Origin of the sequence: Paenibacillus sp. FSL R10-2782 (genome assembly GCF_038592985.1) — a bacterium.
Taxonomy (GTDB): Bacteria; Bacillota; Bacilli; order Paenibacillales; family Paenibacillaceae; genus Paenibacillus; species Paenibacillus terrae_C.
The window spans coordinates 1,446,357-1,459,822 of the sequence record NZ_CP151951.1 but is presented as its reverse complement, the minus strand read 5'-3'; the positions used below and the strand labels follow the sequence as shown (position 1 = coordinate 1,459,822).

Here is a 13,466-nt window from a genome sequence, read left to right as displayed (position 1 = left end):
TGCTTCAGCACTTGACTCAAGCAAGCTACTCAAGTCGTTCACCCTGACCAGATACATCCCTTGCACGTCTTCGCAGTAAAAGCTGCGGCACACCACTATCCGGATGAGGCAACATTACAGGCTCAACACCATACACATGGCGTATTTGTTCCTCTGTTAACAGCTCAGATGAAGCCCCTAACCCTGTAACCATTCCATCCTTGAGCACCAGCAAATCATCACAAAACTGGGCAGTCAAATTGAGATCATGCAGAACAGATATAATCGTCACACCTGTTTCCCGGCGCCATTCCGCCAGCAGCTCCATAAATTCAAGCTGATAGCGCAGATCCAGATAGGTTGTAGGCTCATCCAGCAGCAAAATCTGCGGCTCCTGCACCATCACCTTCGCCAAAGCCACGCGCTGCCGTTGTCCCCCGCTCAAACGGTCTAACGGCCTGTCCGCCAAGCTGGTAAGACCTAGCCTCTCCAGCACACGATCCGTGATGATTCCCGGGTCCATCCCTTTTTCCTTTTCCAACTTTTCTCTGCCAAACCAGTCCTGATGGGGAAATCGCCCCATTTCCACGACTTCCCTTACCGTGTAACCGACCGGGGGAAGCCCTTCCTGCTGGAGTACAGCTACGAGACGGGAAAGCTCCTTTCTGCCATAGCTGCTGACCTTTTTACCATATACAAGCACGTTGCCCGAAGTGGGGTGATCCACACCGGAAAGCAGATGCAGCAACGTCGATTTTCCACTTCCGTTCGGACCGATGATCCCCCACCAATCTCCTTCGTCTATGCTCCAGCTAATATTTTTTAACGCATGGAACTCACCGAAATCACGACTCAGACTGGTAATCTCCAAGGCACGGACCCGCAGCTTTTGTGGTCCACCTAGCTCCTTCACAGCAATCCCCCCCTGCGCAGCTTCTTGTTCCGGTACAAGAGATATGCGAAGAACGGAGCACCGACAAAGGCTGTCATGACACCAAGCGGAATTTCCGTCGGAGCCAGCAATGTACGCGCCGCAGTATCGGCCCAAGCCATAAAAATAGCCCCGCCCAGCGCAGATAACGGAACGATCATCCGATAGTCAGGACCCGTCACCAGACGGATGATATGCGGTACAACGAGTCCTACAAAGCCAATCACTCCACATACCGAGACTGCCGCGGCTGTCAGCAGCGTGGATACGATGAGAACGGATAGCTTCGTTGCATCTACATGAACCCCTATATGAGCTGCCTGACGTTCACCCAAAGCCAGAATATTCAGTACTCGTGCCCGGTTCCATAGAAACACCAGTCCAATGATCACATAAGGTAAAAGAATGCCCGTATATGACCAGCCGCGCAGACTGAGGCTTCCCATCGTCCAGTACAATATTTCATTGACTGTCTCCTTCGACATAGCTGTCAGAAAGGAAACGACCGCTCCCAGAAAAGACTGCATCACCACGCCCGATAAAATGAGGCTCTGCGTCGGAATTTTGCCGCCTTCCCTCGCCAGCGTCAGCACCATCCACAACGTCAGCATTCCGGTCGTAAATGCCACCAGCGGCAGTGTCCATACGCCTACAAACGAAAATTGAAGCCCCCAATAAATCAGTACCGCTGCCCCTACCGAAGCCCCCGAGGATACCCCCAGCGTGTACGGATCAGCCAGCGGATTGCGCAGCACACCCTGAAATCCAGCTCCCGCCAGCGCAAGCGCTGCGCCTACCAGCATACCCAGTAACACACGCGGCAGTCTGACCTTCAAAATAATCTGCTCTGTGGATGTATTCCAATCCGGTGTGACCGTCTCACCTAACCACGGCAGATGGTTGGCCAGAATACCCGCGATTTGGCTGACGGGAAGCTTGGCCGAGCCGATGCCGAGACAGAGCAGCAGCGTCAGCAGCAATAAGGCGAGGCCTGCCCCTCCAAAGCCGATCAGCCTACGATTCATTTGAAAATTTCAGGATACACGCCCTTGGCCACTTCCTTGAGACCTTCCGTTACGCGCGGACCCGGACGACTGATCAAATTATCATCCACGGCAAACACCCGGTTGAGACGAACAGCTGATATTTGATCCCACCCACTACGGGCTTTGATGATATCGCCCAGTGTCTGGCCTGTTTTGTCGTCCTTGACATTTTTGCTGTATAAAATGACGTCCGGATTGGCCGCTATAATATTTTCCTCACTGATCTGATACCAGCCTTTTTGCGTTGCAGCCACATTTTCGCCGCCCGCCAAAGAAATCAGCTCGTCCATAAACTCGCCCTTGCCGACCGTCCAGCCGGGTGAAAATTCGACGTAGACTCTCAGCTTTTGCCCTTTACCGATATTTTTAACACCGTTTTTCACTTCCGCTACATCGGCTCTCATCTTGTCGGTTACCGCTCTCGCTTCTTTCTGATGATCGGTAATTTTCCCATATAGTTCGATGTTAGCCATGACATCTTCAACCGTTTTCGGCTCGGTTTTAAAAATCATAATTCCCAGGTCACGCAGCTTGGTTGTCGCCTGCTCACTGAGTGATATCCCTGCAAAAACGACTTCCGGATTCGCAGCAATGATCGCCTCTTCATTCGGCTTCATTATGCCGCCCACTTTGGGCTTCTTCGTAGCTGCTTCCGGGTAATCCGAATAGTCCGATACACCGACAATTTCCTTATCCAGTCCGATGGCGAACAGCGCCTCGGTTTCAGCCGGAGAGACGGAAACGATTTTGTCCGGCGCTTTTTTGAATGTAAACTCCTGCCCGGTCGCATCCTTAATGGTCAGCGGGTAGACCGTTTTGCCCGGAGGCTCCTGAGCGGTTGCCGTCTGTCCCGGTTGCTGTGAGGCTTGATCCCCTTTATTTTCAGCGTTCTTTCCGTTAGCTCCACATGCACTCAGCACAACCGCCAAGACCAGAGCCAATAAGCCTGTAGTCCAGACCTTTATTCTATTCCCTGCCATGATTTACACCCCTCCATATAAATTCTTTTAAGAGCGTCACTTGAACATCATCCGATATCTGCAAAATCCAGCCTTCTTTTCCTTTCAAAAAACCCCTGCATCCTCAGATAAGGACACAGGGGTCACGTTAGCGCAGATCGTACGCAGGCGGCAGTTTCTTCCGCATGGACAGTCACTGCGAACACGTCATCCTTTCCTCGAAGGACTATGGTGACAGGCAGACGGGCAGGTATCCTGACTTACAGAAACATGCGACAGCCTGCTGCTCCTTCATAAGCTTGTGGCACATAAAGCAGAGCGGGCTGGCAATTTTCCATTTACAGTGGCGGGACCGCGCCGGATTTACACCGACTTCCCTTTTAACAGCGCACCGGAAAGAACCCGAGGGGTTCATCCCACTGCGCCGACCTCGTCTGCTGGATATTTGATGTAGTGCTGGTCAAGCCGTTCTTTTACTTGATGATTATAGGTTAAAAAAGACTGGCTTACAACCCAAACCGCCTGTTAACCTGCCCTATGTCTGTGACCATGAGAAGTATATAGGTAGTTAGTTTATCCCGGTTTTTCAAGAGTAGCGAATGCGGAGAAGAGCTATAAACATCATGTCTGCTCGACCAGCCATCCGGTGAATTTGTGCCCTGTAGCCAAATCCAGATGCGATGTTGTAGAACGGGTAGTGGTTAAATCTTCAAGCAGCTTTTGCGCCAACCTCAACTGAATCGTAATGGCCGCTCCCGGCTTCGGATTCAGGCTCCAAAAATCATGCCCCGGTACCAGCATACAAGCCAACTGACGAATCACTCCCCCATGCGTAACGACCAGAACGGAAGGCGGAGCATCAGACAATTCTGTTTTCTGAACATCCATCATTTTAGGCCACTCATACAAAGAGCCTAGAAATTCACCAAGGCGGTTCACAAAGTCTTTCCAGGGCTCTCCACCCGGCGGCGTAACCCTTTGCGGCTCATTAATCCACGCGCGGTACAACGCCTCATCCTTGAGCATGTCATACGTTTTTCCATCCCATTCCCCAAAATGAAGCTCTCTCAGACGTGGCTCCATGATGGCAGACCAAGCAGACATATTATCTGGTTTCAGTTCCGATTCTGGCAAAATGATCTGCAAGGTCTGACGACAACGTATCAAGTCACTGCAATAGATTCGGGCAAAGGAATATCTCTGTAATTTTTCCCGCAAAGGCTCTAATTCCTGCTCTGCTCCCGGTAGCAAGCCCAGATCGGAGTGCCCCAGATATCGACGTTCCCTGTTCCATAAGGTTGTGCCGTGACGTACCAGCACAAGCTCCAAATCCCATGGCGGATGTTCTGTAAAATCATGCTTCAAGGTCATCTCACTTCCTGCTCTATTCCCAGTGTTCGGTGCGTCACGCTTCATCACTGCGTCCACCCCAATGCATAGCATCCGGCGGACACGAACAGACACAATCCCGCAAACATGCTGGACACGGCAAACATCAGCCGGATCGTATGTCGGATATCATCCGGCTCCGTCGGTCGTACCTGCTCTCCCATATATGCACGGAAGGAGCGCACGCCATGATATACATTATAGCCCCCGAGGCGAATTCCCAACGCACCCGCAACTGCTGATTCTGGAAAGCCACTGTTCGGACTGGGATGCAGCCGCGCATCTCGCCTTACCGTACGCCAGCTACGTCCAGCATCATGCCGATAAATCCACGCCACTACTACCAGCATCCCCGCTGTCAGGCGTGCCGGGATGTAATTAGCGACATCATCCAGACGTGCCGAGGCCCAGCCCAAATGCAGATACTTTTCATTTTTGTAGCCAACCATGGAATCGAGGGTATTCACGGCACGATAAGCCAGCGCTAAGGGTGCTCCCCCGATCAGGGCATAAAAAAGCGGGGAAATAATCGCGTCCACGATATTTTCAGCCACTGTTTCGACGGTACCGCGTACAATCTCAGGCTCATCAAGCTGCTGCGTATCCCGCCCGACGATCATCCCCAGCTCCCGGCGTGCCACAGGCAGGTCACCCGCCTTCAATTCCCGATAGACTGCCATTCCCGCGTCCTTTAGTCCTTTGGAAGCAATCGTGGTGGCGATCAGCACCATTTCCGCGCCGATAGACAGCCACGGATGAATCCAGGCAAGCCAGCGCAGTAGCGCCCAGGCAAGCGCGAAGGAGCCGCCCACCACAATTAGTGGCAGCAGCAAGCCAGCGCGTTTCAAACCACGGTCACTGTGAACCCGGCGGCGAATCGCCTTTTCCAAGGCAGAAATGGCATGTCCCATGCCGATGACCGGATGTGGCAACCACCTCGGATCGCCGATCAGCCTGTCCAGAAGATATGCAGCCATCATGATCAAGCTAACTGTCACGCCGCCGTTCCTCCTCCAGCACTTCACCCAATACAGACAGTAGCATACCGTTGGCTTCCGCGTCCTTGACCGCAATTCGAAAATGGCTCGTCGTTAGCCCCGGGTACATGGCACAGCTCCGTATAAGAATCCCGCGCTGTCCAAGCGCCTGTTGAATGGCCGATGCGCTCCACGTCCCCGGCGCCCGTGCCAGCACGTAATTCGCTTCACCGGGGATGACACCACAGCCCCATTCCGCCAAAGCGGTCAGCAGACGACTACGTTCCGTAGCAATCAGCTCCTGCGTGCGGCGCTCATACGCCTCACCGCTTCGCAAACATGCCTCACCAGCCAGCAACGCCAGTCCGTTCACGCTCCAGGTTACCTGCTTGGCCGTCATTCGCCGGATATAATCCGGATGAGCAACCGCGTAGCCCAAGCGCAAGCCTGGAATGGCATAAAATTTCGTCATCGACCGGATCAAAATCACATGAGGATACCGATCCAGCACAGGCAGCAGTGAAATTTGCCGCTCTAGCGGGATAAAATCAATAAACGCTTCATCCACCACCAGCACGGTGCCGGTTTTCCCCGCTGCCTCTGCCAGCTCGCGCAGCTCCTGATCGCCGTATTGTACACCGTTCGGATTATTCGGCTGACCGAGAAACAGAACATCCACCTGCTCCATGAGCTGAAGTATGTCTTCCACGTCCGCCTTCCATTGAAGCGAGGCCTTGCCGTACACCCGGCTTACCTCGGCTCCGAATTTACCCGCCAGCTCTGCATATTCCGAAAAGCACGGCTCCACCGTGCCTACACGCTTGGGAGCCAGTCCCAGTAACAGCAACGCCATGCTCTCAGCCGCGCCGTTTCCGATACTCAGCGACTCTGGTGGAACATGCAGTCGCCGCGCCAGCATATTTTTAAAATTCCGGTGCCCGGGATCTGGATAGCGAACCACAGTGTCCAACGCACTTTGCAGCACCTCAAGCACCTCCGGTGGCGGACCCAGCGGATTAATATTTGCGCTAAAATCTACAAAATCCGCAGCCGCCCCGCCGAATGTCGCCGCAGCCGTCTCCCTGTCCCCGCCGTGACCGTAAACCTCTATCATTGCCTATCATCCTTTCCGACCGTTCCGAATCATTTAGCTCCATTATGGGACTGCTTTTTGCGTCCCGTCAATGCAAATGAGCTTTTGTGTACGTCGCTGACTTGGGTTACAATAGAAAGAGCTACACATAAAACTACACAGTTTGTATATACGGAGGAATGGACATGCTGTTCATCGACAACCAGGGCATACACGATCCAGCCATTAATCTTGCCATTGAGGAGTACGCGCTCAAGCATCTTCAGTTGGACGACAGCTATCTGCTGTTTTACATTAATCAGCCTTCTATTATTATAGGCAAGCATCAAAATACCATTGAAGAAATCAACGCCGAGTTTGTCAGAGACAACAACATTCAAGTCGTTCGTCGCCTGTCCGGCGGCGGGGCTGTATATCATGACCTCGGTAATTTAAATTTCAGCTTCATTACAAAGGATAACGGGGAGTCCTTTCATAATTTCCTCAAATTCACGCAGCCTGTCATAGACGCCCTGCGCCAAATGGGTGTGGAAGCCGAAATGACTGGACGCAACGATCTTCAGGTCGGTGAGCGCAAAATTTCAGGGAACGCCCAATTTGCCACGCGCGGACGCATGTTCAGCCACGGTACATTGATGTTTAACCTGAACCTGGACAATGTGGCTGCATCACTGCATGCCAATCCAGAGAAGTTTAAATCCAAAAGTACTAAATCTGTCCGTAGCCGCGTCGCTAACATCAGCGAGCTAATGGACCGTGAGATGACCATTGAGCAATTCCGCGAAGAGCTGCTGCGTTACATATTCGGTGCAGAGCTGGACCAGGTACCCCAATATAAGCTAACCGATGCCGACTGGGCCAAAATCCATGAAATTTCCGCTGAACGCTACCAATCGTGGGACTGGAACTATGGTCAATCCCCTGAAAGCAATATCAAGCACACACGTAAATTTCCGGTTGGCATTATTGATATCCGCATGGATCTCAAGGAAGGCCACATCCGTGATATTAAAATCTACGGCGATTTCTTCGGTGTGGGTGACGTCGCTGATATTGAAAATATTCTGCGCGGCAAACGCTACGATGAAGGGGAGGTTCGTCAAGCCTTGTCCCCTCTTGATTTGAAGCATTATTTCGGAAATATTGAGCTGGACGATTTTGTAGGACTCGTATTTTTGGAAGACTAACAGCCACTTTTTCCCATTGATTCAATCCAATTCTTCAGTGGTTATAAGGGGACAGGCTCTTAAGGGAGTCGTCCCCTTTTCATTGTGATATTGTCATTTTGAATATTATAAGATACAATTTGGACATTGCCCCATGATAGAGATAAAGGAGAGAATACCGGTATGTATAAATTAATTGCCATTGATATTGATGATACACTCATTAACGACCAGAAAGAAGTTACTCCTGCAACGCAACTGGCGCTTGAAGCTGCTGTAGCCAAAGGTGTCGTGGTTACACTTGCAACAGGACGTGCTTATGCATCTGCCAAACAACTCGCCCGCCAAACTGGCTTGAACGTTCCGATCATTACGTACCAAGGTGCCTTGATTAAAAACCTGCTGGACGAAAACGTGCTGTATGAGCGTTATGTTCCACTCGTGGCTGCACGTCGCTTGTATGAATTCTGCGTGGAACGCAATTTGCATCTGCAAACGTATATAGATGACAAATTGTACACACGTGAAGATAATCAGAAAATCAAAGATTACACCGCGCTAAACAATACGGAATATTTTGTTGAGCCTGTATTCAGCAAATTGGTAGAACTTCCTACGCCTAAAATGCTGATTATTGACGAGCCGGAAGTGCTTGACAAATTGATTCCAGAACTGCGCGAGCTGCTTGGTGATGAAGTGCATATTACCAAATCCAAGCCTCATTTTCTGGAAATCATGCATCATGAAGGCACTAAGGGTCACGCTCTTACGTTCCTTGCTAACCATTACGGCTGTGATCTGTCCGAAACGATTGCAATCGGCGACTCCTGGAATGATCACGAAATGCTCGAATGCGCAGGCCTCGGCATAGCGATGGAGAATGCCATTCCTGATTTGAAAAAGCTGGCTGATTACATTACTAGCAGCAATAACGAAGACGGTGTTAAGCACGCCATCGACAAATTCGTGCTGAATGCTGAATAATTTGTGCTAATGAAATAGCAACACAACAAAACCTCCAAACGTCGCATATTCAGTAACACGCGGCAGCTTGGAGGTTTTTTCTGTCCTATCATAGGGTGCCTAACAGCTTCTGAATATCAGGCAGCAGAACGCACCTTTCGCCTGTTCACCAGACGAATCATTCCATTGTTCATAAGCATTAATCCGGTCACAATGAGCACCACTCCCGCCAGCATCCACCAGCTTACATGCTCTCCATACACCAAGGCTCCCAATCCCACCGCAATCGGCGGTGAAATATACAACCACGTCGTCGGGAAAAGAGGATTTGTACGCTCCATGAGCCAGTAAAACAGTGTATGTGCAATCATCGAACCAAACAGAATCAGATACAATAAAGAGCCCATGGCAGGAAGGTACTGCCACCCCTCAGAACTCCACGGCTCCGTAATCGCAGACAGTAACAGCAGCATCCATCCCCCATGGAGCATTTGCACCGCATTCAGAGCAATCGGGTTGGTTTCACGAAATACATCCATCACCCGCTTGGAATAAAGAGCACCCCCGGAATAACAGAGCTCCCCCAGCAAAATGACAAGGCATCCCGCCAGCCACAGGCCGCTAATCTGAACCGCCAATCCGGGCAGCACCACCAGCACGACGCCAAGAAAGCTGATCATGCAGCCAATGACTGTAATCCGCGACGTTTTTTTCCTTAGCAGCATTGATTGCAAAATAACAATCATCATCGGTCCGGTAGCTGACAAAATAGCTCCGATCCCCGAACTGACATATTGCTCTGCCCAATACAAGGCTGAAAACGTACCAAAGGTCGTTCCCGCTCCAATGAGTACCATTTCCTTCCGCCATAATAACGACCAGCGAACTTTTCCCATCATCTTCATGGCGATAAACAAAATAGCTCCTGCCGCGAAAAAACGTACGCCTGCCGAAAAAAACGGCGGAAGTCCCGCTTCTACTCCCACTTTTATTGCCAAAAACGTTGTACCAAAAATAAGACACATTATCGTAAACGCGATACCAATCATGATACGTCCCTCTCCCTTCAATTGCTTTCAAGCATACAGGGAGACGAACAGAACAGATGTATACCTACAGAACAGTTGTATGCGGTTTTGAAATGTTTTATAGTAAAATACACAAAAGGAGTGTGGAGCGAGTGGGCAAGAACAACAGCGAATTACTCTTTCCAGCCGATCATGCCTTAAAGCTGTATGAGCAGGTCATCCATTATGTGACTGTGCGGATTGATCGCGGGGATTGGCAAGCAGACACGAAGCTGCCGTCCGTAAGAAGCCTGGCTCAGGAGCTGGGTGTACATCGGCTAACCGTTTTCCGGGCCTATCAGGAGTTGAAGCAACGGGGACTGGTTTATGTAAAGGACAAATCTGGATATTATGTTCATGCTTCCCCAGCGACCGGCCATGCGAAATATGCTGGCTACCCGGGGCATTCATCCATTGACCTTACGTTTCACTCCGAATCCGCCCATGCGGCAGATGATCCGTCTGTTTCAGCCTGGAGAGGAATGGATGGACTTAGCCGCGTTCAATCGGTGAATGCGAATTTTCAGTTTTCCAAAGCGCTGATTGACCCGTCTCTCCTGCCCAACCGATATTGGGGTGAGCTGATGATGCAGGTATTTGAAAAGCATCCGAAAGTAGCGGCCACTTATTCCTCTGTACAGGGCGATTCCGAGCTTCGGGATGCGATGGCGCAGCATTTTAGCGTCGATAAGCATTTTGCATTGTCACCAGACGAAGTACTGATTACTTCCGGAGCACAGCAGGCCATCGACCTGATTTCCCGTTCTCTGATCCGGACAGGGGATCGCGTATTGACCGAGCGTCCCGCTTATGGCCCTGCTATGGAAATATTCCGCAGACAAGGTGCGCGCCTGACCATGACCGATATCCGACCGGAAGGCTATGATATGGAACACATTGAATGGTGCATGAAGACAGAAAAGCCACGTGTGTTCTATATCAATCCAACGTTTCATAACCCGACTGGCTTCACGGTACCCGATGAACAGCGCAAACGTCTGCCCGAGCTGGCCGAGCGCTACGGCTGCCTTATTGTCGAGGACGACAGTACCTATGACATCAGCTTTGGGCAAAAGCCGCCTTTACCTATTTTCGCTTATGATATTTCGGGAAGCGTCGTCTACATTCGCAGCTATAGCAAATATGTCGCGCCAGGTCTGCGAATCGCAGCCGTGACCTGCCGACCACAGCTCATGAACAGCCTGCTGAACGTCAAAGCACTGGTAGATAACGGCTCGCCATTGCTGAATCAAAAGCTGTTCCTGCAATACTTTCAATCTCCACGCATGCAGCAGCATCTCAAAAAGATATGTATCGCGCTCCAGATCCGTAAGGAAACGATGGAAGACAGCCTCCGCGATTCCGGCTGGACATGGACCAGCCCGGCAGGTGGCCTCAGTCTGTGGCTCCAGTTGCCTTCTACGTTGAAACCTAATGAACTGCTCGCCAAATGCGTACAGGAGTCGGTCACCTTCGTACCAGGTAATGTATTCGATCCGATTGGCGAGGAAGGCAAAACACATGTGAGATTGTCCTATTCGTATGCCAATGAGTTGCAAATTAAAGAAGGCATCGCGACCCTTCTCCGCATCAGCCGAACGATGTAAGGGACAGCATTATTCCAATGGCAGGCTCATTCCAGTCCGTGCCAGGCTGATCCCATCCAGAAGCCCGTAGTTGCGTGTGACATCCACATCATGCGACATATGTGTAAACACGGTGCTGTTGGGCTGGAGTCTCTCTATAAGCTCCTGAGCCTCCAACATGTCATATACCGAGCGGGTTGCATATACGGCCTCTTCATGATAAAAGCTCGTTCCCAGTATGAGCATATCCAGATTGTGCAGGGGCAGAATTTCCGCATCATTTAGTCCGATTGAATCCGAACAGTAGGCCCACGAGAAGCCGTCCTTTTCCAATCGATAAGCGTAAGAATATCCGTTCTTCCCGTGATTCACACGCCAACCCCGGATATTCCATCCTCCAAGCAAGGCTCCCTGATCGACAGGGATAAGGTCAATATGCCCCGGAAGCCAGGAAAATTGACGCAGGATCGTGTCGATGACCTCTTGTGGAGCGTACAAACGACCTCTGTTCCCGGTCCAGCGACAGGCATCCGCCCATTCCGGCAGTCCTCCAATATGGTCAAAATGTGCATGCGTCACGAGGATCGTACGGATGAAGCGAAGCCCGCGTATTTCCATCTGCTTGGACCAGTCCGGGCCGCAATCAATCATAAAGTCCTCCGTCTCGCTTTCGATCAGTACAGACGACCTCAGCCTCACATTTGCCCCTGTCGTGCGGGCCTCCGTACATACGAGACAATCACAATACACACGCGGAACACCCATCGCATCCCCCGTGCCAAGAAAAATAAGCCGATTCATGGTTTAACTCCTATCTATACTGGTTGTTTTTACTACTATTATATCGAACACACCAACCTTGCGTAAATCCTCCACTCCCAACGCCAAAAGGAGCATGCCCCAAACCCCTAAATACAGGCGGACATCCCCTTTATGTTTGATCGCGTTAAAATTTTAAATCATAACAGGCATTGGATCCTTCTTGAGACGGTTTTCCACCATCCAACTGGACTGGTCGTTATACAGATAAGCCCGATGCACTAGCACGCGCACCTGCTGATCAGGCTCCAGCGTGGACTTCTCTAATGAACGGTACGTCATGAGCCGGTGATCCCCGACCTGTACTTCAACCATCCATTCACTCCCCCGAAAATGCAAATGCTTCACAATGCCTTCCTCGGTCGCCGACAAAAGCGCAAACTCCTCGCTTGGCCCGACATCAATATACTCCGGACGGATCAAGGCACATGCTCCCGTTCCGGCAGCTTCCTCGAAGCCTTTGAGACTGTCCGCTTGCTCGATCACCGTCGATTCCCCGATAAAGGAAGCTACGAACGGCGTCCCCGGCTTTTTATAGATATCCCAAGGTGTTCCCTTCTGCTCCAGCCGTCCCTGATTGATCACCATAATTTCATCGGCTACTTCAATAGCCTCATCCTGATCATGGGTGACGAAAATTGAAGTGATCCCCACCCGCTCAATCAACTCTCGCAGCCAGGTACGCAGCTCCTGGCGAATCTTGGCGTCAATGGCTGCAAAAGGCTCATCCAGCAGCAGCAATTGAGGCTCTGGTGCCAAGGCACGCGCAAAAGCAACCCGCTGCCGCTGTCCACCGGACAACTGATGCGGATAACGATGCTCGAAGCCTTTAAGTCCTGTCAGCTCGACCAGCTCTGTGACGCGTTCCTTGATGCGGGCTTTGGAGCTTTTTTTCACTTTTAGACCAAAGGCAATATTGTCGTACACGCTCATATGCTTGAACAAAGCATAGTTTTGAAATACAAATCCAATTCCGCGTTCCTGCGGGGCCAGCTCGTTTACCCTTTTTCCGTGAAAATGAATTTCGCCCGCATCCGGTTGCTCCAGACCCGCCAAAATCCGAAGAATGGACGTTTTACCGCCACCACTCGGACCGAGTAAACCAATCAAATGACCCGCTTGAATATCAAAGGATACGTCCTTAACCGCGTGAAAATTACCGAAATGCTTGTTTAAACCCCTTACTTCTACATGCATAACCGTACACTTCCTTTCCGCTTCTGAACCTGTGCAGGAGCAGCAACCTTGCTTACGGCAAAGCGCATACCTCATTTGAAATCATATTATTATTCCAATGTATATACTATGTTTTTCTTATGTGATACTTTATCAAAGGAAAGCTTTCGTCGTCAACTCTATATATTACGTCAGGTGTTCATTGGGTAAAGTAAAATGGGTAAAGTAATAAGAAGAAGGGAGAGGGGAATAATGTTGCATACTTTAGAATTATCCACTAGCGGACGAGATGAGATGCGTGATATTACACGCTGC

The 13,466-nt window shown here is 50.7% G+C and carries 12 protein-coding genes and 1 riboswitch; of the genes, 3 read left to right on the top strand and 9 right to left on the bottom strand.

Features of this window, described 5'->3' with window-relative positions; all coding sequences use genetic code 11:
* Positions 1 to 25 precede the first annotated feature (25 nt).
* The 6 genes from NST83_RS06735 to cobD form a co-directional block, all read right to left on the bottom strand.
* Entirely contained in the window at positions 26 to 892 is an 867-nt protein-coding gene (locus NST83_RS06735) for an ABC transporter ATP-binding protein (protein ID WP_342417051.1), read from the bottom strand.
* On the bottom strand, positions 889 to 1,935 hold the full coding sequence (locus tag NST83_RS06730) for an iron ABC transporter permease (RefSeq protein ID WP_342417050.1): 1,047 nt from the start codon (positions 1,933 to 1,935) through the stop codon (positions 889 to 891). Before NST83_RS06730 ends, NST83_RS06735 begins: the two co-directional genes overlap by 4 nt.
* Positions 1,932 to 2,936, bottom strand: a complete 1,005-nt coding sequence (locus tag NST83_RS06725; protein ID WP_137062082.1) for a cobalamin-binding protein — start codon at positions 2,934 to 2,936, stop codon at positions 1,932 to 1,934. The genes NST83_RS06730 and NST83_RS06725 overlap by 4 nt, the downstream gene beginning before the upstream one ends.
* A gap of 206 nt (positions 2,937 to 3,142) precedes the next feature.
* A riboswitch (cobalamin riboswitch) is annotated at positions 3,143 to 3,336 on the bottom strand.
* A 200-nt stretch (positions 3,337 to 3,536) separates the two neighbouring features.
* Positions 3,537 to 4,286, bottom strand: coding sequence for a histidine phosphatase family protein (locus NST83_RS06720; protein WP_342417895.1), 750 nt, complete (start codon positions 4,284 to 4,286; stop codon positions 3,537 to 3,539).
* 44 nt (positions 4,287 to 4,330) lie between these two features.
* The gene (gene cbiB, locus NST83_RS06715) at positions 4,331 to 5,302 is read right to left on the bottom strand and encodes an adenosylcobinamide-phosphate synthase CbiB (protein ID WP_342417049.1); all 972 of its coding nucleotides are present in this window, start codon (positions 5,300 to 5,302) and stop codon (positions 4,331 to 4,333) included.
* On the bottom strand, positions 5,292 to 6,395 hold the full coding sequence (gene cobD / locus NST83_RS06710) for a threonine-phosphate decarboxylase CobD (RefSeq protein ID WP_342417048.1): 1,104 nt from the start codon (positions 6,393 to 6,395) through the stop codon (positions 5,292 to 5,294). Before cobD ends, cbiB begins: the two co-directional genes overlap by 11 nt.
* 164 nt (positions 6,396 to 6,559) lie before the next feature.
* Here cobD and NST83_RS06705 point away from each other — a divergent pair, with 164 nt between their 5' ends.
* Both NST83_RS06705 and NST83_RS06700 read left to right on the top strand, forming a co-directional pair.
* On the top strand, positions 6,560 to 7,561 hold the full coding sequence (locus NST83_RS06705) for a lipoate--protein ligase (protein WP_342417047.1): 1,002 nt from the start codon (positions 6,560 to 6,562) through the stop codon (positions 7,559 to 7,561).
* A gap of 162 nt (positions 7,562 to 7,723) precedes the next feature.
* Positions 7,724 to 8,524 carry a Cof-type HAD-IIB family hydrolase gene (locus tag NST83_RS06700; RefSeq protein ID WP_044644680.1) on the top strand — a complete coding sequence of 267 codons (801 nt, stop codon included), beginning with the start codon at positions 7,724 to 7,726 and terminating at the stop codon, positions 8,522 to 8,524.
* 116 nt (positions 8,525 to 8,640) lie between these two features.
* Here NST83_RS06700 and NST83_RS06695 read toward each other — a convergent pair whose 3' ends face one another.
* Positions 8,641 to 9,552 carry an EamA family transporter gene (locus NST83_RS06695; RefSeq protein WP_342417046.1) on the bottom strand — a complete coding sequence of 304 codons (912 nt, stop codon included), beginning with the start codon at positions 9,550 to 9,552 and terminating at the stop codon, positions 8,641 to 8,643.
* Between the two features lie 131 nt (positions 9,553 to 9,683).
* On the opposite strand from NST83_RS06695, the gene NST83_RS06690 reads away from it, so the two are divergent.
* Positions 9,684 to 11,177 carry a PLP-dependent aminotransferase family protein gene (locus tag NST83_RS06690; RefSeq protein ID WP_342417045.1) on the top strand — a complete coding sequence of 498 codons (1,494 nt, stop codon included), beginning with the start codon at positions 9,684 to 9,686 and terminating at the stop codon, positions 11,175 to 11,177.
* 9 nt (positions 11,178 to 11,186) lie between these two features.
* Here the strand turns inward: NST83_RS06690 and NST83_RS06685 are convergent, their stop codons facing one another.
* Together NST83_RS06685 and cysA are read right to left on the bottom strand one after the other, a co-directional pair.
* Positions 11,187 to 11,957, bottom strand: coding sequence for an MBL fold metallo-hydrolase (locus tag NST83_RS06685; RefSeq protein WP_342417044.1), 771 nt, complete (start codon positions 11,955 to 11,957; stop codon positions 11,187 to 11,189).
* Between the two features lie 153 nt (positions 11,958 to 12,110).
* On the bottom strand, positions 12,111 to 13,172 hold the full coding sequence (gene cysA, locus NST83_RS06680) for a sulfate ABC transporter ATP-binding protein (RefSeq protein ID WP_342417043.1): 1,062 nt from the start codon (positions 13,170 to 13,172) through the stop codon (positions 12,111 to 12,113).
* Between the last annotated feature and the right edge of the window lie 294 nt (positions 13,173 to 13,466).

Bases quoted from the DNA above. Each gene is read 5' to 3' on its own strand.
- NST83_RS06730 (WP_342417050.1), bottom strand. From the start codon at position 1,935: ATGAATCGTAGGCTGATCGGCTTTGGAGGGGCAGGCCTCGCCTTATTG.
- NST83_RS06725 (WP_137062082.1), bottom strand. From the start codon at position 2,936: ATGGCAGGGAATAGAATAAAGGTCTGGACTACAGGCTTATTGGCTCTG.
- NST83_RS06720 (WP_342417895.1), bottom strand. From the start codon at position 4,286: ATGACCTTGAAGCATGATTTTACAGAACATCCGCCATGGGATTTGGAG.
- cobD (WP_342417048.1), bottom strand. From the start codon at position 6,395: ATGATAGAGGTTTACGGTCACGGCGGGGACAGGGAGACGGCTGCGGCG.
- NST83_RS06705 (WP_342417047.1), top strand. From the start codon at position 6,560: ATGCTGTTCATCGACAACCAGGGCATACACGATCCAGCCATTAATCTT.
- NST83_RS06700 (WP_044644680.1), top strand. From the start codon at position 7,724: ATGTATAAATTAATTGCCATTGATATTGATGATACACTCATTAACGAC.
- NST83_RS06695 (WP_342417046.1), bottom strand. From the start codon at position 9,552: ATGATTGGTATCGCGTTTACGATAATGTGTCTTATTTTTGGTACAACG.
- NST83_RS06685 (WP_342417044.1), bottom strand. From the start codon at position 11,957: ATGAATCGGCTTATTTTTCTTGGCACGGGGGATGCGATGGGTGTTCCG.
- cysA (WP_342417043.1), bottom strand. From the start codon at position 13,172: ATGCATGTAGAAGTAAGGGGTTTAAACAAGCATTTCGGTAATTTTCAC.